The sequence below is a fragment of the Synechococcus sp. ROS8604 genome (assembly GCF_014279655.1).
In the GTDB taxonomy this organism is placed as follows: Bacteria; Cyanobacteriota; Cyanobacteriia; order PCC-6307; family Cyanobiaceae; genus Synechococcus_C.
In genome coordinates, this window is sequence record NZ_CP047946.1 from 846,048 (window position 1) to 869,933 (window position 23,886).

Below are 23,886 nucleotides of genomic sequence, written 5' to 3' on the forward strand. Positions count from 1 at the left end.
CACTAGTGATCCCAACTCAATTAAAGAGTTGAGATGGCTGGAATATGTTACGCCTGCTAGTCAAAAAATCGTTTTTTCGTAAGTATCAACTAATTGATGGGTTCTAAAGATGGCAAGGAGGCTAAGCCTCCCCGCCAGAAGAGCTCAGGTTGAATCGGTGTGAGCGACGGTGCGTTCGCTTGGATTTGGGCCACATCCGTGGGCCAGTCGCGGGGGCCATCACCGCCCGACTCGAAATCTTCGACGGCTTCACCGGCCAACCAGTAATAGGTGCGGCCACGGGGGTCGACCCGAGGACTGAACTGTTCGTCGTAGCGTCGGATCGACAGGCGGGTCCAGCTCAGTTTCCCCATGGCCTCCGGCTTGCAGGGGGGGACGTTGAGATTGAGCAAGAGATTCTCTGGCCATCGATCGGCCAGGGCTGCTTCCGCCACCTCGATGGCCAAGTTGGCGGCGGCTTGGAATTCTCTCCACTGAAAACAGGCGCTGCTCACGGCCATCGCCGGCAGGCCCTCCAGCGTGCCCTCCATGGCCGCTGCCACGGTTCCGGAGCAAAACACATCGGTGCCGAGGTTGGGGCCGTGGTTGATCCCCGAAAGCACCAGATCGGGCTTTTCAGGCAACAGCTCAAACAGGGCCAATTTCATGCAATCGGCTGGGGTGCCGCTGCAGGCCCAGGCTTGGATTCCAGGCTCAAACAGTTCATCGGCGCGTTCGGCACGGATGGGGGTCTGAAGGGTTAATCCATGGCCCGTGGCGGAGCGCTCCTGGTCGGGGCAAACCACTGTGACCTGATGGCCAGCGGCGGCTGCCGCTGCCGCCAGGCTGCGGATGCCGTCGGCAAATACGCCGTCGTCGTTGCTGATCAGTATCCGCAGGGGAGCCATCCGAAGGGTTGGTAAGCGTTGGTTGGAACCTAGTCGTGATGGCTGCCTACAGTCATGGCCGCGAAACCAATGCCTTGAGCGCCACGATCTCCCTGCAGCAGCTCACTGATCAGCTCGATGCCCTCGAGGCGGAGGCGGCGGTTGAAATCCAGGCGGCCGCCGATGCCGCTGCCCTCGAGCAGCTTCGGGTGGGCCTGTTGGGCAAGAAGGGGCGGCTGTCAGCCGTGCTCGGGGCGATGGGCAAGCTGCCGGGAGATGAACGGCCGTTGGTGGGCCAGCGCGCCAATGTGCTGAAAACGTTGGTGCAGCAGCTGCTGTCTGAGCGCCTTGAGGCGGTGAACAGTGCTGCGATGGCCGCAAGAATGGCAGCGGAAACCCTGGATGTCACAGCGGCTCCGCTGGGCGTGCCGATGGGGCACCGGCATCCGTTGATCACCACCACGGAGGAGATTGTTGATCTGTTCTGTGGCCTTGGGTATCAGGTGGAGGAAGGTCCTGAGGTGGAGACGGATCACCACAACTTCACGGCCTTGAATATTCCTCCTGAGCACCCTGCTCGAGACATGCAGGACACGTTTTATCTGCAAGACAACTTGTTGTTGCGCACCCACACCTCGCCGGTGCAGATCCGACACCTGGAAATCAATCCACCACCGGTGCGGATTGTGGCTCCAGGCCGGGTGTATCGGCGGGATGCGGTGGATGCCACCCATTCGCCTGTGTTTCATCAGGTGGAGGTGCTGGCGATTGATGAGGGCTTGGATTTCAGCCACCTGCGCGGAACGGTGATGCAGTTCCTCAAGGCGTTCTTTGGCGACCTACCGGTGCGCTTTCGCGCCAGTTACTTCCCGTTCACAGAACCCTCTGCGGAGGTGGACGTCCAATGGCGAGGGCGTTGGTTGGAAGTGATGGGGTGCGGAATGGTGGATCCGGCGGTGCTGGAGGGGTTAGGCCTGGACCCCGATCGATGGAGCGGTTTTGCGGCCGGTTTGGGCGTGGAACGGTTCTGCATGGTGCGTCATGGCATTGACGACATCCGCCGCCTGTACACCAGTGATCTGCGCTTTCTCGATCAGTTTTGATGCAAATCATTCATTTTGTTGATCTGCAGATCACCCGTATCAAAACAAGAGTTGATCTCGATACCAATTGCAGAATTTGACCAAGATTTTTAAGCTAAGTATCTGTAAGTCCAGAAATATTGAATTTGCAATCTTAAATGGTTGAAGGGCATAGGAAGTTGATTAAGCCATCTGAGATGCCAATGCTTTTCGTGATTCAGAGGTGTTGCTGTTCCATACTCATAAAGCTGACAGTACTGATTTCTTGTGTGACGAGCATCGATGTTTTTTCTTTTGCGCGTTGACTCAAGGGCTTGATGAATATTCAGACTTTAAGGTGATTGAAAATAATAATTTTTTGCAAACCTGCTTGATTGCATGAACATTGAGCATCACTCAGCATTTGATTTATTACTCCATCAGACTGTCATGTAGTATTCGGATAAGCAATCTAATTCCATCGTCTTTTTTTAAATGATCGAATGAAGGGATGCCGCTTTCTTTGAATTCTCTCAGATCATCTCTTAATTCTGGATGGAATTGACAAGTAAACGATCTGCGTGTCTGCCGAGTGTCGTAGTCTCTGTAGTTGATGCATGTAGCGGCAACTTCTGTGCATAGCCTCCCTTCAGCAGTTGTTGAACACAGTATCTCAATACTGCTTGGAAGGTTGAACAGCCAAGATAGTTCAGATATTACAAGCTGGTTCCTAGCTGGCAGAAGCGTTTGATAGAGATTGCGATAGGCCCAATTAGCAAATAATATAGCTTCTTCGTTAACTTCATCGGTATGGAACATAACAATGTTTAGGTCCTTTTCGTGAGAGATTGATTCTTCAATTACGCCATCATATTCTTCTGCTGTTATTGCTTGAGCGGTCAGTAATTCGGATAGTTCAAGGTCAGGATGGGGATTGGATTTTTCATAGTGAACGATTTCACAGTGACCCGCCTCCGGAACCTCATTAATCCCTACGGCAAATTCTGGATGATCCCAGCCCTCCGCGACGATTTTGTCGTCTTTTACTATTCTAAGTTTTGCGCCTAGGGTCTGAATTCTATTGCAGACTTGCTTTAAAGCATTTCTAGAATTAGGTTGATTGATTAGGATTTCATCAATCGTTTCCATGATTTCATAAGTTGCTTTTTTGATTAACCGTATGTGTGCTTGAGCGGCAAGCTGATGCCCAAGGCATATGAATATAGAGGGAGCACTTCTAAGTCGCCTGGATAAAATAAGTTCTTCACTTAAATAGAGGAGATCGCTATGTGAGCAATTGGTATTTTTAAATGATTTGCTGTCGCGTACTGTTGGATGTCCGCCTTCAAATACAACAGCTAGAGAAGAAGTAAGAACATGAGCAAGTTTTTTTTATCCATTAGACCTGATTTCCACAAAGGGAAAACGATTGAGTCACAATCGGCAATTCTCTGAGCAAGCCATGCAACATTGATAGAAGCTCTCACGGGTTCGCCAATCGTGTTGAATCCAACATGATCAGCAGGTTCGACAATGCAAATGGATTGATTGAATGAGAATGGAGTATTGATTAGAGTATCAAGATCTTCTTGGGATGCAATCTCTTTTTCTAGTGGAGCAGAATCACCCCATCCATATTTTATTGAATCAGATGTATCATTGCTATAATGAGTTTGTAATAAGCTTGGAGAATGCCTATCTCTTAAGAATTCAGACAATAGGATCTGAATGGATTTGAAGCTTGACTTTCCAGGTCGGTAAAATCCAGGAAGCACTCGCCAGGATATTTTTTTATCCATCATCAAGTCAGCAATTTATATATCTAAATTCTATACCATTAGTTCATTCGCTTGCCTTGCAGAACTTGCCGCTATTTTCTTTGTATCTGTAGTTTTTGCTACATTCTTGCGAATAGGTTGGACGAATTCGTATTGAATCAGTGAGGTTCGACCTTTTGAATTGAGAAAAAGATGGAGTGATTCTGTTTTTCATGTACTCGCCCTTGTAATGCTTTTGTGATTGTCAGGTCTTTAGTATTTGTTTAGTGGCGCCAGCGAAGCAGCTCGCTGTCGATATTTTTTTATTAATAATGTGTACGTTTGCAGTATGTGCTTATTAGCTTGAGTCTGCATCTCTGTCTAGGTTCTGGTATTGAATTGAATTTATATCATCTATTTCTTGTTGCTGAGATTAAATGTGTTTAGGAACTGGATTGAATTGGAGCTCTTGGCTGAGATTGCTGAAAAGTCCGTTGATTTCAAGGTTGTGGTGGTTCAGACTTGCTTTGCCTATCAAGACTCCTCCAATGCAGGCTATGTCGATTCTTTGGGGGTATGGGGACCGCTTTTGCAAGTGTCGCTTGAGTGAAGGTCAATTGAAGTCTTCATACCCTCTGATGACTGCTCCAGTCCATTGATGCACCCAAGACTTTTGTTGTTTACCGCTGCTTAAATGTCAGTCCTCAGTGTGTTCGATGGTTCCTCACGAGCCTTGGAGATCGTTCGGATCGTCTCCCGCCATGAGTGGTCGTTTCTCTCTCAGCTCCTCAACCGAGGCGATGCTTCTGAAACGCGGCTGCCCCTGCCCTCGGTGCTGTGCAACATCCTCACGGAATTGGGCCCCGTTTACGTGAAGCTGGGCCAGCTGTTGAGCACACGCCCCGATCTCCTGGGGGACGACTACATCGCGGCGTTGAGCCAATTGCAGGCGGATGTTCCGGCTGTGCCCTGGGAGCAATTGAAACCCCAATTGGAGCAAGAGCTGGGCTGCTCGGTTGACGAGGCCTTCTCAACCTTCGATGAAACGCCGATTGCGGCTGGAAGTGTGGGGCAGGTATATAGGGCGAGCTTGCCTGAGCTGGGTGCCGTGGCGGTGAAGGCCTTGCGGCCCGGGATTGCTGCCCAGGTGGAAGAAGACGGTCGCTTGCTGCGCAAGATTGCCGCCCTTGCTGCAGCCACGTCTCTCGGCAGTTTGTATGACTTTGTCGGTCTTGCCGACCAGGTGCTGGAGGCCTTGGTGCGCGAGCTGGATTTCAGAATTGAGGCCTCCAACACGCTGCGGTTGCAGCGCAGTTTGGAGGAATCGAACTTTGTTCCAAACGGACAGATTCGCCTTCCTCAGGTGGTGAAGTCCTTGTCGGGCCGTAGCGTTTTGGTGCTCGAGTGGATCGAGGGCGCATCGATCCTCAGCCCTGCAGGTCGGGAGGCCCTCGAGGCTGGGCCGGGCTTGGTGGCCACCACCACGGCCCTGCTTGGCGCTTTTGTGCAGCAATACTTCGTGGATGGGTTCTTTCATGCCGATCCCCATCCCGGCAATCTCAAAGTGCTCGCCGATGGCAAGGTGATCCTGCTGGATGCGGGCATGGTGGGTCAGTTTGATCCGCGCACGCGCAGCAACCTGCTGGATCTTGTCTTGGCGCTGATCAATCAGGACGGTGCCCGTGCAACCGATGTGTTGGAGCAAATTGCGCCACCGGCACGGGGGGGGAAAGTGGATCGTCAGCATTTGCAGCGCCAGCTGGATCAGCTGATTGCTCTCAGTTTTTCCAAGCCGTTGGAGGAATTGAATTTCGCCCTGTTCCTCGCTTCCTTGCTGCAGCTGGCGAACCGCTCTGGGTTAAGGGTGCCGGGAACCCTGGGCCTGTTTGTGAAGTCCGTCACCAATTTGGAAGGGGTGGGCAATTCTTTGAACCCGGCCTTCAGTTTCACCGGGGAGATGCAGCCGTTGGTGGCCCAGCTCCTGGCCCGTGCCGTGATGCTGCCTCAAGAACGGCTGATGCAGTTTGGCCTCGATTTACGCAATCTCACGATTGATTCTCCGCGGCAGTTGAGTCAGCTGTTGCGGCGCTTTAGCAGTGATGAATTGGTGTTTGCCATTCAGCTGGAGGGGCTTGATGCCATGCGCGCCAGCTTGGACCGGATGTCGCAACGGGTGTCGTTGGCGATTCTTGTGGCATCGCTGCTGCTGAGTGCCACGGTGATGGCCACCTTGGCCCAACAACCTCTGCTGAGGGATGTCAGCGAGGGGTTATTTGTTGGGGCCACTCTGTTTGGCCTCTGGTTGATCGTCTCGTTGCTGCGCTCGAGTCGTCGATGAGTGCGATCAGGACAAGCCCATCAGCCAGGGGTATTTGAGTCCAAACAGATCCAGTTGATCCATCACGCGTTTGTTGATGCTGCGCCCGAGCACAACCTGTGGTTCGTCGGCGCGAATCGGGATCACAGGGTGTGGAAGGGCCTGAGATGGCGTTGTTCCGGAGATGATCTCGCGTCTGAGCAGTGAATTTCCGGCTTCTAAACCACAGACATAGGCACGCTCCTGGCAGAGCCCTTTGGCGCCGAATTCCCGATCTCCCATTCGCACCCAGTCGCCCGCGCAGACGATCGAGGCCACGGAGGTTTCCAGCGGTGGGCGCTGCTGGAAACTTCCCGGGGAAAACAGCGACACCGACCCCGGATAACGCTGCACCTCCTGATCCACCACCTGGGCTGTGCGGAAGGCCGGCTGCACCATCGGCAACAACTCCTGCATCAGGGAATCGACAATCCCCTGATCGCTGAGTTCAGCTATCGCTGTGGCGTTATAGAAGTCGCTTGCGACCACAGACCCTTGCACGGGATCAGCACCCCAGAGCTCCTGCTGACTGTCCGCTTGCAGCTGATCCAGCATGAAGAAGGTGGCGCCGGATCCTTGCAGGGCCGGACAACGCGACAACACATTGGCGGGATCGGCAACCGGCACCTTGCGATCAAGCCACAAGCGCACGGACACCACGTCAATGGCGTTGAGATGGCCGGCTTGCACCAGCTCCGGGGATAGAGCCGCACACTCCGGTGAGTTGGCCATCAGGGCCCCCATCCCCTTGGCGCCCACCGCCAGCACCACGGCATCCACAGCCTTGATCACAGCGCTGCGGCCGCTGCTGACCGAGAGGGTCTCCACCGAGCTCACCGATCTGCCATTGGGGGAGACGTTCAGGCGTGATGCCAACGTTCCGCCGAGGACTTCCAGATGATGTTGGTGGCGCAAGCGCTGACTGAGTGGAGCCAACAGTTGCTCTGCGATGCTCTTGCGCTTGATCCAGCGCACATCAAAAGAATCCTGATGGGCCAAGGCGTAGTAGTACAGCAACTCCATCGTCACCGCCGCTGAGAGCTCTTCCGGTGGCTTGAACAGCCCCACCAGCAGGATTGGCCGCAGGAACTCATTGATCATCCGATCGCTGATCCGCAACTGCTTGAACAGCGTGAGGGCATCGATGCCGTCGTACTGCTGGTACACCGCGTCGTTGCGGTTTAAATCGAGCATGGCGACCAGCAGCCCGGCGATGCTGAGTCGATCGGAGACCGGCAACCGCTTGAAGTTGTTGAAGGTGGCGAAGGCCTGGCCCAGAGGGCTGGGTAGCTGAGGGCCATCACCAAACACCGGCGCTGTGGCTTCTAAGCCATCGGGAGACCAGAAGGCGCTGGTGGTGAACTCGGTGAAAATCTCGCCGAGCTGGAGCTCTTCCGTGAGGGCGTTGATGTTGGGATAGTCCTTCCAAAATCCCCGCGTCCCGGCCTCGAAGGGTTTGCCGCTTGGGGTGGTGAGCGGCGTGCTGCCGGTGGGATCACTGATCCCGTCGATCAAGGTCACGCGCACCCCGGCCTGGCAGAGGGATTTGGCGGCACCCCAGCCGGCCCATCCCGCTCCGATCACAACCACATGGGACGGGGTGTTGCTTGGCATCGCTTGGGTTCGCCTCAGGGGGTGACTGAAACGCTACGCAGGGCCGGCTCTTAGGGGAGGGGCTGAGGGGAGGGGCTGGATTCAAAAAACAACCCGACGCTGCTGGGCGCCGATTTTTCTCATAAAGTGGTGCCGTTCTTTTGAAGCGCGATCGGTGCCCAGGGTCGGACTGATCGTGAATGACGGGAAGTCACTTGCCGTTGAGACCGCTCAAACGATTCAGGAGCGGCTGGAACTCGCCGGCCATGAGGTGGTGCGGGCAAGCAGTTCTGGAGGAATGGTGGGTTTCGCCAACCCAGACCAGCACCTGCGCATGCTCGGGTACAACGCCTGTGTGCCCGAGGGATTTGATCCTTCGATGGTGCTGGCGATTGTGTTGGGAGGCGATGGCACCGTGCTGTCAGCAGCCCGCCAAACAGCACCGATTGGGGTGCCGATTTTAACGATCAACACCGGTCATCTCGGCTTTCTTGCGGAGGCTTACCTCGGTGATCTCGACAAGGCTCTCGAGCAGATTCTCACCGAGCGCTGGACGATCGAAGAGCGCGCCAACATGGTGGTGAGCGTGATGCGCGGAGATCAAAGGCGCTGGGAAGCCTTGTCTCTCAACGAGATGGCGTTGCACCGAGAGCCGCTCACCAGCATGTGCCATTTCGAAATTGCGATTGGCCGGCATGCACCTGTTGATATTTCTGCTGATGGAGTGATCCTGTCGACCCCGACAGGATCGACGGCCTATGCCCTTAGCGCTGGCGGCCCTGTGATCACCCCCGAATGCCCGGTGTTGCAACTCACGCCGATTGCGGCCCATTCCTTGGCATCGCGTGCGCTCGTTTTTAGCGATCAGGAACCCGTCACCGTCTTTCCAGCCACGCCGGAGCGCCTGATGATGGTGGTGGATGGAAGCGCAGGTTGTTACGTGTGGCCTGAGGACAGGGTTTTGATCCGGCGAAGTGACCATCCCGTGCGTTTTGTGCGCCTGTCGGACCATGAGTTTTTCCAGGTGTTGCGCAACAAGCTGGGCTGGGGCTTGCCCCATGTGGCGAAGCCTGATCGTCCATGAACGATCAGGGGGTGTTGTTGTTGGTTGGTTCTGAGGCCTTGCAGCTCAAAGATCGCCTAGAAGCCTCGGGCTACACAGCTTTGGAGTGGAGGGCTGGGGATCGAGCCATTGCCTCTGATGGCCAGCAGCCGATGGCTGCGCTTGTATCGCCGGGCCAGCTGCCTCAAGTGGGGCAGCTCCGCCAGTGGTTTGGAGCGCTGCCGATTTTGTTTGGTGTGAGCGAAGACAGCATTGAGGCGCGAGAGCTCTGCTTCAGTTCCGGGGCGGATGATTTCTGGTTGTCCAGAAGTGCACCAAGCGATCTCTTGCAACGCTTGCGCCTCCATCTGTCTCTTCAGAAACGCAGGGAAGAGCACTGTTCTGTGGTGGTGGTGGGTGATTTGCAGCTTGAAACCGCTAGCGGCCTCGTGCGTCGTGGCACGCGGCTGATTGGCCTAACGGAGCGCGAATCGTCGTTGCTGCTGTTGCTGTTCAAGCAGCGGGGCAAGGTGGTGAGTCGTGAGCAAATCCTGCGCGAGGTTTGGAACGATGAGCAGGGGATGTCGAGCAATGTGGTGGAGGTGTACATCCGCTATCTCCGCCAAAAGCTTGAGGAGGGTGGTGACACCCGCTTGATTCACACCATTCGTGGCCGTGGTTATTGCCTGAACCATGGCGTTCCTTTCCTGAAGAGCTCCTGATGGATGTATCTCCCCCGCAGCAATTGCCCCTTGAGGCGCAATGGTGCGTTCGCCCCGACACCTGTGTGCTCTTGGAAGTGGCAGATCAGCCCAACGAGCAACGGTTGGGTTTGATGCAGCGCCCGGCCTTGCCACCGCTGAGGGGAATGTGGTTTCCGTTTAAGCCGGCACGGCCGTTGCGCTTTTGGATGCTGAACACGCTTGCGCCACTCGACATGGTGTTTGTGCACCAGGATGAGGTGATTGCGATCGAGGCTGAGGTGCCGACCTGTCCGGCGTTGCCTTGCAAGAGCTTTGGACCGATGGCTGATGCGGACAGCGTGATTGAGCTAGGGGCAGGAGAGGCCAAGCGCCTGGGGCTTGCGATCGGAGACGCGGTGGTGATCGAAACGATCCAACCGGCAATGTCAGCCAATGAAGCAGAGATGGTACGTCCTAGAGACTAAAGTGTTACGTATAGGTAACACAAAAGTGTCTAGCTGAAGAATCCTTTGGATTGGAGCCACAGCCCAACAGCGAGTAGGGGGCCAACCCCTGCAATGAAAAGGGTGATCTTGAGGCGCAGGGGTGACACCTGCGGTTTGCTTTCTCGAATCGACATCCTGACCACCTTCAAAGGGCATGATTCTGCTCCTTTTTCGTTCGATCGCGTCAGGCTCAGTCCTGCCGAGGGGCGCTTCCCTTGAGGATCAACACCGGATTCATCGGAGCAAGCCGGGTGCCATCGGCCAGCGGTTGGCCGCGCCAGGCCTGCTGCTGACTCACCTTCACCGAGTACTTGGCGGCCTCGAGCACTGGCCTCAGCTCCGCTAAGGCTTCCAAGGTGGCAAGAGGAATCACCACGTCACCCTCGGGGGCCATGCACTGGATCACCTGCTCCAGCAGGGCCCTGCGTTTGCGGCCACCGCCACCAATCAGCACCCGGTCGGGGGCAGCTAAGGCAGCGGGAAGGTTGGGGAGTTCTTCCATGGCATCCCCCTCCAGCACTGCTGCTGGTTGAACCCCGAGGCGTTTGGCATTGGCGGCGATGAGCGAAGAACCACCGCTGCGCTGTTCAATGCAAAGCAACTGCAACTGCGGCCGCAGCCGCAGCGCTTCCAGGCCCACGCTGCCGGTGCCAGCACCAAGATCCCAGAGCACGCCGCTTGCAGGAAGGTTGAGCTCAGCGAGCAATTGGATCCGCACCTCCCGTTTGGTCATCAAGCCGGGGCGGTCGCTGTGTTGGAGAAACACACCATCCTCCAGGCCAAACAGAGGAAGTTGATCGGCGGGTGGAGCCGCTTGAGCTTCCGCGAGCAACACCACCAAATGCAGGGGGTGCAAATCGCTAGGCGTGGCTTGGCAGGGGGCCAGCCGTTGCACGCGCTCACTGCTGTGACCAAGCGATTCGCAGAGCCAGAGGGCATAGGCCGATTCCAGGCCGCTGCTGCGCAAGCTTTGGCGCACCTCGTCTACGCCACCGCGACTGGGATCGGTGAGCACGGCCAAGGCGCTGGGGCGTTGTTGCAAGCGCTGAGCGAGGGGTGCTGGGTCACGGCCATGCAGGCTGAGCCATTGCGCGTCCTGCCAGGGCCTGCCCAGTCGGGAAAATGCCAGTTGCAAGGACGAGGGGCCTGGATGAAAGCGCAGACGTTCGCGTCCCAGACGCTCGATCAAGATCCGGCCGATACCGAACCACAACGGATCACCGCTGGCCAGCACCACCGCGCGCTGATCCCTCCCGAGGGCCAACAACTCCTCGCTTAGAGCGATTGGATTGTCACTGGCGATGCAACGCTGGCCTGCTGGGCACGCAGACCATTGCTGCAGTGCAGGGAGCATCCGTTTTGGGGCTGCCAGCAGGTGGGCTTGCTCCACCAAGCGTTGAGCTCCGGGTTGGAGCGAGCCAGGGGCACCGGCGTCGGTGCCGATCACATCGATCATGATGCAATTTCTCCAGATATACACCAGCTAAAAAGCAGTGGTTGCAATGGTTTTGCGCTTGTCATACAGATGGTGTGCACCTTGATTTCACGTTGTGAAGCCACTAATTCGGGAACAGCCAACAGAGCCCCTGGCGGTTCGCGCTGCCCCCAGTTTGATCCGCGAGCTAAATCGTGCCTCTGAGCAAACAGGCGCAAGCCGCAGCCGTCTTGTCCGCGAGTTCATCGAGATCGGGCTTAAGCGCCTGCCGAAGGACTGCGCCTGAGAAAAAAAATTCCCCCTGCCTTGCCGGGCCGGAGGGATCGTTCATGCAAATTTCACCCCCTTAATTCTAATGAGCAACGGCATAGAAGACTTCTGGTCAGCACTTGAAATTGGTGCTCAAGAGGTGATTGAAGCTGATAAGGATTGGATTGAATCAGATGTCGAAATTCGTCTGATACGTGATCAGTTACGTGCTGAGTATCGACAGCGTTTTAAACGCAAACAGTTCGACTGACATGACCCTGCCCGGGTTCATAGGGCGCTTACTTAATCAACCTCAATAAATGACATGCGCTCTCAGACACTTGCGAGGCAAGACTTATGGACCACAAGTTCGACCAGCTACAGGCACAAGAGTTCTTAGGTGCTCTTGGTAAAGAGCCCGAGACCACAAGGATTCGAGGTTTCTATGAAAAAACTGATCTTCGAAAAGGTGGTCGCAAAGGGAATCTATGCCCGAATCTAATAAATGAATGGCAGGAGGATGGTCGCGGTGTTTATGTCGTTATCAATGAAGGAGGTGATAGGGATGAAGACATCACCCACTGCAATGCATTGTTCAACGAATGGGATGATCAGCCCAAGGAATGGCAGAAAACAGTATGGAAAGCCCTAGGCCTGCCTGAACCATCAATACAGGCCGATTCAGGTAATAAAAGCATCCACTCCTATTGGGTCTTAAGTGATTCGATATCAGCAAAGCAATTCAGAGAGCTACAAACGCGCCTAGCTGAATTCTGCAACTCTGACAGCACCCTTTTCAATCCATCACGAGTGATGCGCCTTCCTGGCACCTGTCGTGGTGATGGCAAACCTGTTCGGCTGATTAGCAATACGGGGTATCAATATGACCACGCATTTTTTGATCAACTGCTGCCACTACTCGAACAGGTTGAAAAGGAGAAGAAGGCACGCCGGTATAAATACGAACCAAGATCATTAGAAGAGATTCGCGATGCCCTAAGCACAATTCCCCCACGGGTGCCTGGTACTGGCACTTACATCCAATACCGCAACATCCTGTGGGGCTTGATCAAAGCTGTTGGAGAAGCAGGTGGAACAAAGGACGATGCAATTGCACTGATGAAGCAACACAGTCCGCAGTGGACTCACATCGACCAAGTTGCAAACTCTGGTGGTGATTTAGTGAATGCAGGATCGTTTTGGTTTCACGCAAAGGAAAACGGCTATCAGCTGAAGAACAACGGCACCTCATTTGGGTATCGGAAACAAGACCCCACACGCAAAGAAGTAGAGCAGCGCACCTACTTAGAGCTGCTTAATGATCTTTTGGATGACACTGTGCGGAATCGAACTGATGAGGCAATGCCACTTCGAGCGGAATTGATCTCCAGATTTCGCGTGACAGGAGCCCAAGTCGAGGCTGCTCTATTCAAGATGCAGTTGCAGAAGGAGACAGGCAGTAAGACCAAGGCACCTCCTGACTCTCTTGATCTGAGTCGTATCACAGGTCTGGATTATCAGGTTGATGGATTCATCGTCGAAAACGACCAAACCCAGATCTGGGGCAACGCTGGTAGCGGCAAAACCACGGTTGCCATCGGCATATCCATAAGCGTGATTTACAGCGAAGGTTTCCTTGACCACGAACATCCGGCAAGGCGTGGCGCTGTTCTATTCATTGCTTCTGACAGCGGTCCTGCACCACTTAAAGGAGCGATCCAAGATTTCGGTGTAGCCGAGCGACCTGAATTCAATGAAGGGCCAGGCAAACGATTTCATGTCTGGGCATCAGATCAAGATCAAGGCATGAGTGCTTGGTCTGCAGATCTACAGGGATGCATAAAGCTCCTCCATTTCGTTAAGGAATACTCCATTGACCTGGTGATCATCGACAGCTGTAAGGCCGCTCTTGCAGCTACTGATCTCGAATACACCGACAACAAAGGTGTAACAGCCCTTCTGACGTTCTTTAAGGAGGTGATCTGTCCGCACACCACGGTGATCTGGCTCAACCATGACGGTGCAAAGTCACGAGGTGGTGACTGTCCTGCTGGTGCAAAGGCGTGGAAGGAAATTCCATCCACTGTGCATCACATCACGGTGCCGTTTGATGAGGAGACAAAAAGACCAGCCAAGACTTATCGCCAATGGTTTGTTCAGAAGAACAGGCTTGGCGGCACGAGAGATTTTCTCTATAAATTTGCCGATGGCGAATTATCGGTCTTGAAAGGGCAAACAACTCATGGCAATTGCCATTCAGAGTTGGTGGAGGGGATGAGGCAGAAATATCTGAATTCGGACCTTGAGACATTTACTAAGCAAGATCTTTATAAGGTCTGCCCCACACATGGAGCAAAGACGGTCGCAAACACCCTGACCACAGCCACTAGGGCGAAGCACCCTGAGATATGCCGACGGGGTCGCGGTCTGTATGCATTGGCGCCCCGCCTTTTAGATGCACTTAAAAACGTGAGGTCTGAATCGGGAGGAACTTCTTCTAAATCAAGTTCTGAAAGGGCTTCTTCCAATATCCCGTCAACTTCCCGACCACCTGAATCGGGAAGTTCTCCAGGGTCGAGTGTTATTCCCGAGCCTGACCCTTGGGAAGATGTCGGGAAGAAGGCAAATCCCAGTCACACCAATGGATCTAATGGAAAGTCCTCCCACTCAAGTCCGCATGTAAAAGGGCTTTCGGGAACTGCTGGTGCATTGATGCCCAAGCCAAATCCCGCTCCAGTAAAGGGGTCTTGCGCGCCGGGCCAAACTGCGGACCTAAAAACAGCCACTAAAACGCCGCTTTGTGAAACAAAATCGGCAGCTCAAGGCGCTTTTACGATTGACATTGAGCCAGTTGTTAACTCCTCGTCAACCAAAAAGAAGGCCAAACCGGTTCATAAGACGGCTGCGTTGTTAACACCGCCTCCAGCTGTCATTGCACCAGTGCCGCGGCCATATTTAGGAAAGCCACTCCCTGGGATCGATTACATCCACCGCGCGCAGGATCTACCGAATCCCGATGGCCTGCCGATGTTGTGTGGCTTCGACTTAGAGACCTGGAACAAGCGCACTGATGTCTGGCGGCACAAAGCTTCGTTGTTCCCATCCCTGGGCGGTGAGATCCGTTTAGCCCAGGTGTTCGATGGCACCAACACCCTGGTAATCGATGTGGCATTGATCGGCCAGAAAGCAATCGATTGGCTCCGCGTACTTGCCCGGGATTGCGAGCGCACCTTGGTTGGCCACAACTTGTTATTCGAGGCAACCCATTTGATCGGCGCTGGGATTCGTCCGCTGTGCAATTGGTGGGACACGATGCTTGCGAGCCAGACCATTGGTGGCTTGAAGGAGGCCAACCTGCAGGCGGTGGCAAAGCACTACATCAGAGAGGACCTCAGCAAGATCGAACAGGCTGGTGATTGGGGCAATGCAATCACCGAGTCGAAACTGCGTTACGCGGCTATCGATGCGCAGGTTGTCTTACCTCTGCGTGAAGCGTTGTTAGCGGAGCTGGAAGCAACCAAGCAGGTGGAAGTGCACAGGCTGGACTGTTGCCGGATCAGCCCTGCTGCCGATGGGCAGGATCGTGGCTTGGCGATTGACTCTGCTGCTCTCGATGAGATTGAGGCGGCGGCCACAGCGGAATGGGATCCAAAGCGGACGCAACTCCACGCAATGCTCGGGCTGCCGAACCCTGAACCCACAGAGAGCCAGCCTTATGCCTCAACGGAGCAGGTGCACCCACGCCTTGTTGAAGCACTAGATGGTGAGCAACTCACCAAGGGAGTGAAGAACAAGGAAACCGGCGAGTGGGAGGATCGTCCCTCTACAGAGAAAAAAGTTCTCCAGAAGTTTGCTGGCGTTCCTGTTGTGGATTTACTGCTGGAGGTAAGAGACCTGGACCGCACGCTGTTGGAGGTGAATCAGTTGCGCCGTGATTTGGAGTTTGCAGGTGGTCGTACTCGCCCCGATTACAGGCTGCTGGGGGCCAACACCGGCAGGATCACCACAAGCGGTCAGATCGGCGCAAAAGACCTGGGCACTACAGGCCGAGTGATTAATGGGAAGAAGGAGCGGATCACATCCGACTCTGAGGTTTACAAGACAGGTAAACGGAAGGGCTTGCCTCGGGAAATCAAGCTACCCAGCCAGATCGGTTCCAATTTCCAAGGTCTATCTTCCAGAGTTAAGCGCGCGCTGTGGACTGGCAACCCTGACTCTTTGCTGCTGGATATCGACTGGGGCAGCCAGGAGATCCGGTTGCAGGCAAGCCCGCGCCTCTACAACGACAGAGGCTTCCGCCGCATGATCCTCGACGGGATCGATCCCCACGCCTTGATGGCGTGCACACTGTTCGACTTGGAATTGCCAGAAGACGGCATCGTGAAAAAGGATTGGGTGGAACCCCACCAACGCTCCGCAGCGAAGCCAGCCAACTTTTCGTTGCCCTACGGCTGCTTTGTTGCCTCTCTGCGCAGAGCACTCTCGGCAGCACAAGCCGTTGCAGTGAGCTGGGAGAAAGCTCAGGCCGTTTACGACACCTGGCACGAATTTCACCGCGAGACATCACTGCAGATGGACCGCTTCGATCCCAAGAAGCCTGGTGGGGGGAACATCTACGAATGCCGCTCTCTGGCTGGTCGCAGGGTTTGCCACTGGGGTCAAGCACCCAAGCCTGATGGCACAGTGCCTCAGTTTCGTATCGGCAGGACCAATGGCGTTAATTGGCCGATCCAAAGCAGTGGTGCAGACATGATGTCCGAGACCCTGGCAGAAATCTGGCCAGCCCTGGATCGATTCCCTGGCACACGCATCATCGGCTTGGTGCACGATGCTCTGCTTCTTGAAGTTCCTCGCTCTATGGCTGAGGAGGTGAAGGCGGTTGTTGTCGGTGCAATGACCAGTGACCGCTTGCGTGATCGCTATTACGGCGACATCCCTTTGGTGGCTGATGCCAACTTCGGGGAGAACTGGGAGGTGGCTCACAACCCACTTTCAAAGCCGAATTCAGAGGAGGTAGGCAATCTGATGGGACATCGATGTTGCCCATGCCCGTCCGCCTAATCACCCCAAGCCAGCTGTCGCTGTTTTCGATCAGCCCGGTGATCGGGGCATGGTGGCAGGAGCTGGAAGCGCGCAAACTATTCGAGGGCAATAAACCAGCGGTAAGCGAGCTGGTTCAACAGTTGCGTGACGATGGCTTGCGTCATGAAGAGGTGTTGCTCGAGAAGCTGGAGAAAGAGGGGCATCGCATCGCTCGTTTGCCTGGCAAGCAAACGGAGGCTGATTACGCCGCCACGAAGCAAGCGATGGCTGAGGGGTATGACTTCATCCATCAAGCCTCGTTTTGTGATGGCGGAATGCGGGGCAGCGCCGATCTGCTCAGGAAGATTGAGCAACCGTCAGCTTTAGGTGAGTGGAGCTACATCCCTATTGAGTGCAAGCTCGCCAGTAAGCCAAAAACCACGTTTCTGGTGCAGGCTTCTGCCTATTGCGAACTGCTGCTCCCGCTTCTAGGTAGTCGGCCGGATCAGTTCGATCTGTATCTAGGTGGCGGCAGGTTTCAGCGATACAACACGGATCAGTTCTGGGCTTGGTATCAGCATCTACGCCAACGCTTCTCAGCCTTTCAGGAACGTTTTGACCCCAGCCAATCGCCTGAGGATGCACCGGGTGATCACAGCAACTGGACAGCGTTCATTGAGGAACGGCTAGAGCAGCAGCGCGATTTAATCCTGGTGGCGGGGATGCGCCAAAGCCAACGCAAGAAGCTGCGTGCAAAAGGCATCACCACGATCGAGGAGTTGGCTGTACTGCCAGGTGGCAGCAGCGTGAAAGGACTGTCAGGCGAGGCGTTGCATGAGTTGCGCCAACAAGCTGAACTGCAGCTCACTCCAGTTGGTCCTGATGGCCGTCCGGCCTATCGACTGCGACCTGCCATCACTGGCAAAGGGTTGAGTGCCTTGCCTGCAGCTGATCCCGGCGACATCTGGTTTGACATGGAGGGAATCCAGGATTCGGTGGCTGGCACCAAGCTCGAATATCTGTTCGGCGCTTGTTACCGCGATACGCCTGATACCTGTCCAGTGTTCAAGGCTTGGTGGGCCCACACCCCAGACGAAGAAAAGGCCGCCTTTGCTGCTTGGGTGGATTGGGTAGAGGACCGGCGCAGGAGCCATCCAGGGCTGCACATCTACCACTATGCGGCCTATGAAAAAACAGCGATGCGGCGGCTCGCGCAGCAGCACGCCACACGGGAGGCGGAGATCGACGATTGGCTGCGCACCGGTTTGCTGGTGGATCTGTTGCCAGTGGTGACTAGTTCGATCGTGCTGGGTGAACCGAGCTACTCGATCAAGAAAGTGGAGCACCTTTATATGGAGCAGCGCGAGGCAGGGGTCACCAACGCTGGTGATTCAGTGGTGGCCTATCTGCACTGGCAACTCTCTGACGAGCCACAGGTTCCAGGCGAGGCTCCTACTTACAGCCCAAAGCTGAAAGCAATTGAGGACTACAACCGGGAGGATTGCGAAAGCACTGCGCTTTTGCACGACTGGCTGCGTCAACGCAAAGAGGAACTGGGTCTGCCGGAATACCCACTGCAGCAATCAAGCGAAGACGAGCAGGAGCTACGGGAGCCGCAACCGCTGGAGCTGCTTAGCCAACAACTCCTTGTTGAGATTCCTGACCCACTTGCTGATGACAATGCGACCGGACCGCTTGGCTTGAGCTGGAGAGCCCACAAGCTTCTCGCTCAATTGCTGCCCTTCCATCACCGGGAAGCCAAGGTGGGCTGGTGGGCCTATTTCGATCGCAGGAGCAAAGCTGAACTGAGCCCGGATGAGCTGATTGACGACGGAGAAGCAATCGCGGAAGTTAAGTGGGTAGGGATGGACGAGCGTCCCAGCGCCAGGACAGGCGCAGACATTCATCACTTCCGTTTTGACCCCAGCCAGCCACTAAAACTGCATGCCGGGAATGGCGACGGGCGGCTGACCGTGGAGCTACCAGCCACCGGCCTGAAACTGGATGTCGATGCCCTCGATAGCAAGCAGGGCAGCGTGAGCTTGAAGTTGCCTTGGCGGAAACGCGATCAACGCCTCGCCAATGGCGAAGGAGAGGGCATCCCTAAAGAGCCCACTTCGGTGATCAAGGTGCCTGCGGACATCAGCAAACCGTTGCGAGAACGGCTTGAAGAGCAGGCCATGGAGTGGGTCCACGAGAACAAACCAATTCCCAAAGCAATCGTGCAGCTGCTTGAACGGAAGCCGCTGAAGGAACTCAATGACCTGAATGCAGCGATTGCTGGAGATCCCAATGCTGTAGCGGGTGCACTGGCGAACTACCTGCAGGAGCATTCCGGCATCAGCCTGGCGCTGCAGGGTCCACCGGGCACCGGCAAAACCACAGTCACCGGCCAGGTCATCGCTCAATTAGTGAAAGATGGCCAGCGAGTAGCGATCAGCTCAAACAGCCATCCGGCGATCAACAACCTGCTCAGGAAAGCCAAGAGCACATGCACTGCCGCAGGCGTGGCGAGCGAGGTGGTGAAGTGCAGCAATGCCAAGGAGGATCCACTGGCGGCTGAAGGCTTCTCTGTTGTCAGGCCGGACCAGCTCTCAGAAGAGATGGCAGTGGTGGGCGGCACCACCTGGATGTTCTGCAAAGAAGAACTTGATGATCAGTTCGATCTTTTGGTGGTGGATGAGGCCGGGCAGATGTCGCTCGCCAATCTTCTGGTGATGGCACGCTGTGCTCGCTCAATCCTTCTAGTCGGCGATCAACAGCAACTAGCTCAGCCGTCTCAGGCCGATCATCCCGGCGATTCAGGCCAAAGCTGCTTGGAGTATTGGATGGAGGGAGCATCTGTGGTGCCCTCCGATCGTGGCGTGTTTCTAGGCACTAGCTGGCGGATGGAACCCAGCCTCACGGCAATGGTGAGTGAGCTGTTTTATGAGGGCCGGCTCAAGGCCAATCCAGGAAATTGCGCAAACCGCATTGAATGGGCAAAACCATGCCAAAGCAAAGCGGGATTGCTATTGCCTCAGCAGGGCCTCGTGTTTGAAGCAGTGGACCACAGCGGTAATAGCGTCTGCAGCGAGGAAGAAATCAATCGCATCGAAGAACTGGTGGATGCCCTGCTGGGAGGCCACTACCAACACGCCAAAGCTGGAGAACTTGATAAAGGCCCGCTGACTGCGAGCAAGATCTTGGTGACAGCGCCATACAACGTGCAGGTGAACCGGCTGAAGCAACGGCTGGCTGGCAAAGCCCGGGTGGGAACAGTGGACAAGTTCCAGGGCCAGGAGGCTCCGGTTGCCATTCATTCGCTTACGGCAAGCAGCGGTGATGACGCACCCAGAGGGTTGAGTTTCTTGTTGGAGCCGAATCGATTGAACGTGGCAATCAGTAGGGCTCAGTGCCTTTCGATTGTTGTGGGCTCCACCAACTTGGCCAGTGGTATCGCAAACACGGTGGCGGAAGCTGAGCAGATCAATCGGTTATGCAGGCTTCAATCGCACCAATGGTCAAGTAATAAATGAGGTTAAAGAGCCTCTCGTATAACCCAATTAATAGAGGACGATTTATGAAGGCTGCGATGCCCATGAAAACTTCCACGCCTTGATTGATAAGGTATTGATCACCTGGGACACTCCCTGCAGCATGAAAGCTAATAAAAGATCATTGTTCCCAGTGCTCAACACATAAATAGTCGAATGAGGTTGCGACAAGGAGAGTGAAGCCTTAGTCTGCTGGCGTTGTATAGAAAAATGTATGAACTACAGCAAAGAATTGCTTATTAAGTGCTTGACAAATGAATATGCGCACTTGCTCCATGACAGCGAAGAGCCAGGAGACATGACTGTCGAAGAGCGTAGAGAATGGTTCAATACTCTCTCTGTTGAGCAGCTCATTGGAGAGACAGGTTGGGATGATGAAGAAGACCTAAAAGAGTTTATCGAAAATTGGAAGGGTGAGGAATAGAGAGGACTAGCTTATAAGTGCATATGCATAAACTCATCAGGAGGATGGAAACGAATGGGAGGAGGATGATCTTTATGTTTCTACAAGAGGATTTCACAAAGATGATAAATCAATGCATTCTCTTTATATGAAATTCCCAAACGACAATCCTGGCTTCGACTTTTGAGCAAGAGTGTGACTAAACTATAATTTAATCATGCCAAGTACGGGGCAACTATTTTAAGAAAAGCAAAAACAATCTTTCGACGTCATCTCAAAACCAGTACAAGCAATCAAAGCAAAGTATGATTCTAATCAACTGAAGATCTCGATGCTTATCAATTCTCCTCTATTAAACTTGTGCTGCCATCTTCGTTCTTGGTGTAAATTAATTCTGCATAATTTGATCTTGCTCCCCAAATATTCACGTACTCCTCAAGAGTCATATCATAAGGATTGTCTGATGGTTCATCAACATTGACACTGCTCTCTTGCATCAACTCCTCCCATGACATTTCCGAAACAGACTTTTTATAATCATCTAAAGACATCTCATCAGATTCTGTACCTCCGTCGTCAGCGCAGATGTATGCATAATCATTAATTACTGATTGTCTGAGTTGTTCAATTGTTATTTCATTTGACGATAGAGTTGAAGATTCTTTATTCCGTACAAACTCAGAGCAGTCAAGATCTATAATATTATGACTACTGGCATAGTCTAATAGCAAAAGAGCATTCTCATGTCTCTCAACGCTAATAAGATCAAGGTCATTAAAAATCGCAAGAGCGTATAAAATAGAGAAATTTCCTCCATTGCTAAATTCATTCTCCCATCGATTAAATAGATCTACTGCATCGCCTGCCACTGAGACTGCATTTATAACAGGGAAGATATCTTTATAGGTCTCCTGGATATGTCTTTTTACCTCATCAGGATCTTGCCCAGACTCCTTACTAAAAGAGTTCAATGACTCAGACATAATTCGACTAAAACCATCAAAACCATTTTACATCAAAATTCATGCTTTCCACATTTCCATGTACTCATCGAACAAAATCTTGTCCTCATCTTCTTTGCAGCAGTTTTCTGTAAGAATACTCTCCTCAATCGCCTTCTTTAACTCCGCAACAGAAAGTAAATTTATACCCTTCAAGTGATCCTCAGAACTCATATCCTCTTCTGGGTCAAATTCGTCATGTATGAGGTATTCATACTCTTTCTGAAGAGCAGTAATGAGTTGCTGCCTAGAATACTCTGAATTAGTCACAATAAGATTTCATTGCGCTTAATCATTATACTTGCCTAATTAACACATGTCAAAGTCATAACCATCTATTCATATAATCGGCAACTGTGACACTGTCGCCTTCGTCTTGATTACTGTCATCTGCTTCAACCATTTCAGCAACCTCCGCCATAAGAGTATGAAGCGAAAGAGATTGCAACCATTCTACATTTTCATCTGGAGACTTATCAACATCTGGATCAAAGTCATCATGTATTAAGATACTCATACTCGTTCTGAAGAGCAGTAATCAATTGTTGCTGAGAGTACTGAGAGACAGAATCCATATTGATGTAGCAATACAGGAGTAATCTAATCCACCAATGATAGAGTTAACAAGTGTTGAACAAACATCGAACCATTAAAGAAAAGGACAATGGAATTTGATTTTGCATCGCGCTCCAAACAAGAGAAATTAAAGATATTCAAGTATTGGTTGCATCTCAAAGACTTCAAGAAAGGTGTGAACGCCTCTTGGGAGTCAGATAAAGATTATTCTGAAGAATTCATTGTTGAATTCATGAACAGTACTTTCATGACCTTAGTCAACACAATTGAAAAGTTCTGGGAGTGGGATGAAGATCATAATTTATTTGCTTATGTGAAGGACGAATACATAGAAAAAATGAAAGACTCAGGTTATGAGCAGAGTGAGTTAAGAGAAGGAATATCAGAAGTAGAGTTTGATGAAGACGATGACGAAGATGAAGACGAACCAGGATTAATTTATCCAGAGAAGTTCTATGTTGCCGGTGCGCCTTACTTCTGGATGTCTGAAATCCCATTACCATTCAAGAAGCAATGGTTCTTTCAAAAGTATCCAACGATAAAAGAAGAGTGGTTGCGGTTTGACAACAACTTTGAACAAAGCATTGGTTGTTAATCACTCCTATCCCTTGACTCATCGCATATTAAGGCACCATGAACCATTTTCACTGCTTAAGTATTGGATAGTTGCTTTATGATCAAGAGACGCTGCTTTTTTGAAGTCGGCACATGCTCCATGAGAATCTTTTAATCCAATCTTGGCATTAGCGCGATTCGAATAGGCGGGGGCAAACTGAGGATTAATTACAATTGCCTTGTTAGAATCAGCAATTGCTCCTTGATAATCCCCCAAATAATCCTTGGCAATCCCACGGTTTGAATAATAGTCAGGAGAAGATGAATCAATCTTTATCGCATTGCTGTAATCAATAATTGACCCTTTAATATCCTTTAACGCAAACTTGGCATTACCTCGCTTAAAATAATTATCAGAGTCATGCGGATCAATATCAATCGATTTATTGTAATCGAGAATTGCTCCTTGCAAATCATTTAACTTATGCTTAGCGAGACCTCGATTATTATAAGCGTATGCATTGTTTGGATCAAGCAATAGTGCTTTATTGAAATCAACAATTGCCCCTTGCGGATCATTCTTGAATTCCAACTTGGCACTAGCAAGATTTACATGAGCAGCAGCAAACTGTGGATTAATTGCAATTGCGTTGCTTAAATCAGAGATTGCGCCTTCAGCATCCTTGATCTTAAACTTAGCATTACCACGATTGTATAGGGCATTGGCATTATTCGGATTGATCTCTATTGCTATACTATAGTCTGAGATTGCTCCTTGAATATCATTCAACTCCAACCTAGCATTACCTCGATTAGAGTAGAAAGCGGAATAACTAGGATTGATCTCTATTGCCCTATTGAAATCAAGAATTGAACCCTGAATATCCTTTAATTTGAACTTTGCGACACCACGATCATTGTAAGCATTGGCATCTTGAGGGTTAGTATCTATTGACAATGAGAGTTCAGCAATCTCATTCTTAATAGCAAGAATATCATCACTGTTTGAATCTGCAGAAATATTAGAAACTTCCCCAGCAACATTCGATTGAGCACGACACCCAGCAATCAAAGGTGCCCCAAGCGCAACCAGCGAAAGGACAGCAGCAATGGCAGAAGTCCTGCGAGACATATATGGGGTGCCTACTTCCGTCAAGGTAGTCAAAGCAGACTGTGAGGGCAATCAGCAACTAATGCAAAGACGCCTTCATCTTGAGTTTTGCAATCAATTTTCGTGGAAATCAT

At 52.6% G+C, this 23,886-nt stretch carries 21 protein-coding genes; 12 read left to right on the forward strand and 9 right to left on the reverse strand.

Annotated features, from left to right (window positions below):
• Positions 1-89: 89 nt before the first annotated feature.
• Positions 90-887: a 5'/3'-nucleotidase SurE gene (gene surE / locus SynROS8604_RS04495; protein WP_186545287.1), complete on the reverse strand. Its 798-nt coding sequence runs from the start codon at positions 885-887 to the stop codon at positions 90-92.
• Between the two features lie 74 nt (positions 888-961).
• On the opposite strand from surE, the gene pheS reads away from it, so the two are divergent.
• Entirely contained in the window at positions 962-1,969 is a 1,008-nt protein-coding gene (gene pheS, locus SynROS8604_RS04500; RefSeq protein WP_186545803.1) for a phenylalanine--tRNA ligase subunit alpha, read from the forward strand.
• Between the two features lie 390 nt (positions 1,970-2,359).
• Here pheS and SynROS8604_RS15670 read toward each other — a convergent pair whose 3' ends face one another.
• Both SynROS8604_RS15670 and SynROS8604_RS15675 read right to left on the reverse strand, forming a co-directional pair.
• Positions 2,360-3,076 carry a hypothetical protein gene (locus SynROS8604_RS15670; RefSeq protein WP_255445183.1) on the reverse strand — a complete coding sequence of 239 codons (717 nt, stop codon included), beginning with the start codon at positions 3,074-3,076 and terminating at the stop codon, positions 2,360-2,362.
• 209 nt (positions 3,077-3,285) lie between these two features.
• Positions 3,286-3,732, reverse strand: a complete 447-nt coding sequence (locus tag SynROS8604_RS15675; RefSeq protein WP_255445184.1) for a hypothetical protein — start codon at positions 3,730-3,732, stop codon at positions 3,286-3,288.
• Between the two features lie 421 nt (positions 3,733-4,153).
• Between SynROS8604_RS15675 and SynROS8604_RS04510 the strand changes: the two genes are divergently transcribed.
• Entirely contained in the window at positions 4,154-4,294 is a 141-nt protein-coding gene (locus SynROS8604_RS04510; RefSeq protein WP_186545288.1) for a hypothetical protein, read from the forward strand.
• A gap of 84 nt (positions 4,295-4,378) precedes the next feature.
• Positions 4,379-6,022 carry an AarF/ABC1/UbiB kinase family protein gene (locus SynROS8604_RS04515; RefSeq protein WP_186545289.1) on the forward strand — a complete coding sequence of 548 codons (1,644 nt, stop codon included), beginning with the start codon at positions 4,379-4,381 and terminating at the stop codon, positions 6,020-6,022.
• A 6-nt stretch (positions 6,023-6,028) separates the two neighbouring features.
• Here the strand turns inward: SynROS8604_RS04515 and SynROS8604_RS04520 are convergent, their stop codons facing one another.
• Positions 6,029-7,654 (reverse strand): FAD-dependent oxidoreductase, encoded by a 1,626-nt coding sequence (locus tag SynROS8604_RS04520; RefSeq protein ID WP_186545290.1) that lies wholly within the window; start codon positions 7,652-7,654, stop codon positions 6,029-6,031.
• Positions 7,655-7,808: 154 nt separating this feature from the next.
• On the opposite strand from SynROS8604_RS04520, the gene SynROS8604_RS04525 reads away from it, so the two are divergent.
• The 3 genes from SynROS8604_RS04525 to SynROS8604_RS04535 are packed head-to-tail and all read left to right on the forward strand — an operon-like array spanning position 7,809 to position 9,843.
• The gene (locus SynROS8604_RS04525) at positions 7,809-8,717 is read left to right on the forward strand and encodes an NAD(+) kinase (RefSeq protein ID WP_186545291.1); all 909 of its coding nucleotides are present in this window, start codon (positions 7,809-7,811) and stop codon (positions 8,715-8,717) included.
• Entirely contained in the window at positions 8,714-9,397 is a 684-nt protein-coding gene (locus tag SynROS8604_RS04530) for a response regulator transcription factor (protein WP_186545292.1), read from the forward strand. Before SynROS8604_RS04525 ends, SynROS8604_RS04530 begins: the two co-directional genes overlap by 4 nt.
• Complete coding sequence (locus tag SynROS8604_RS04535) at positions 9,397-9,843, forward strand: DUF192 domain-containing protein (RefSeq protein WP_186545293.1); 447 nt, start codon at positions 9,397-9,399, stop codon at positions 9,841-9,843. The genes SynROS8604_RS04530 and SynROS8604_RS04535 overlap by 1 nt, the downstream gene beginning before the upstream one ends.
• A 211-nt stretch (positions 9,844-10,054) precedes the next feature.
• Here SynROS8604_RS04535 and cbiE read toward each other — a convergent pair whose 3' ends face one another.
• Positions 10,055-11,320 carry a precorrin-6y C5,15-methyltransferase (decarboxylating) subunit CbiE gene (gene cbiE / locus SynROS8604_RS04540; RefSeq protein ID WP_186545294.1) on the reverse strand — a complete coding sequence of 422 codons (1,266 nt, stop codon included), beginning with the start codon at positions 11,318-11,320 and terminating at the stop codon, positions 10,055-10,057.
• A 94-nt stretch (positions 11,321-11,414) separates the two neighbouring features.
• On the opposite strand from cbiE, the gene SynROS8604_RS04545 reads away from it, so the two are divergent.
• From SynROS8604_RS04545 to SynROS8604_RS04565, 5 genes are all read left to right on the forward strand, one after another.
• On the forward strand, positions 11,415-11,585 hold the full coding sequence (locus tag SynROS8604_RS04545) for a hypothetical protein (RefSeq protein ID WP_186545295.1): 171 nt from the start codon (positions 11,415-11,417) through the stop codon (positions 11,583-11,585).
• A 69-nt stretch (positions 11,586-11,654) separates the two neighbouring features.
• On the forward strand, positions 11,655-11,819 hold the full coding sequence (locus SynROS8604_RS04550) for a hypothetical protein (RefSeq protein WP_186545296.1): 165 nt from the start codon (positions 11,655-11,657) through the stop codon (positions 11,817-11,819).
• 542 nt (positions 11,820-12,361) lie between these two features.
• Positions 12,362-16,609 carry a DNA polymerase gene (locus SynROS8604_RS04555; RefSeq protein WP_186545297.1) on the forward strand — a complete coding sequence of 1,416 codons (4,248 nt, stop codon included), beginning with the start codon at positions 12,362-12,364 and terminating at the stop codon, positions 16,607-16,609.
• Positions 16,594-20,088 (forward strand): TM0106 family RecB-like putative nuclease, encoded by a 3,495-nt coding sequence (locus SynROS8604_RS04560; protein WP_186545298.1) that lies wholly within the window; start codon positions 16,594-16,596, stop codon positions 20,086-20,088. Before SynROS8604_RS04555 ends, SynROS8604_RS04560 begins: the two co-directional genes overlap by 16 nt.
• A 232-nt stretch (positions 20,089-20,320) precedes the next feature.
• Positions 20,321-20,530, forward strand: a complete 210-nt coding sequence (locus SynROS8604_RS04565; RefSeq protein WP_186545299.1) for a hypothetical protein — start codon at positions 20,321-20,323, stop codon at positions 20,528-20,530.
• 317 nt (positions 20,531-20,847) lie between these two features.
• Here the strand turns inward: SynROS8604_RS04565 and SynROS8604_RS04570 are convergent, their stop codons facing one another.
• Genes SynROS8604_RS04570 through SynROS8604_RS04580 form a run of 3 tightly spaced genes read right to left on the reverse strand, consistent with a single transcriptional unit; the run spans position 20,848 to position 22,027 of the window.
• The gene (locus tag SynROS8604_RS04570) at positions 20,848-21,492 is read right to left on the reverse strand and encodes a hypothetical protein (protein ID WP_186545300.1); all 645 of its coding nucleotides are present in this window, start codon (positions 21,490-21,492) and stop codon (positions 20,848-20,850) included.
• A 39-nt stretch (positions 21,493-21,531) separates the two neighbouring features.
• Positions 21,532-21,780, reverse strand: coding sequence for a hypothetical protein (locus SynROS8604_RS04575; RefSeq protein WP_186545301.1), 249 nt, complete (start codon positions 21,778-21,780; stop codon positions 21,532-21,534).
• A 55-nt stretch (positions 21,781-21,835) separates the two neighbouring features.
• Entirely contained in the window at positions 21,836-22,027 is a 192-nt protein-coding gene (locus SynROS8604_RS04580) for a hypothetical protein (protein WP_186545302.1), read from the reverse strand.
• 147 nt (positions 22,028-22,174) lie between these two features.
• Here SynROS8604_RS04580 and SynROS8604_RS04585 point away from each other — a divergent pair, with 147 nt between their 5' ends.
• Positions 22,175-22,681: a hypothetical protein gene (locus tag SynROS8604_RS04585; RefSeq protein ID WP_186545303.1), complete on the forward strand. Its 507-nt coding sequence runs from the start codon at positions 22,175-22,177 to the stop codon at positions 22,679-22,681.
• An 18-nt stretch (positions 22,682-22,699) separates the two neighbouring features.
• On the opposite strand, the gene SynROS8604_RS04590 is transcribed toward SynROS8604_RS04585, so the two are convergent.
• Positions 22,700-23,797 carry a tetratricopeptide repeat protein gene (locus tag SynROS8604_RS04590; RefSeq protein ID WP_186545304.1) on the reverse strand — a complete coding sequence of 366 codons (1,098 nt, stop codon included), beginning with the start codon at positions 23,795-23,797 and terminating at the stop codon, positions 22,700-22,702.
• Positions 23,798-23,886 lie beyond the last annotated feature (89 nt).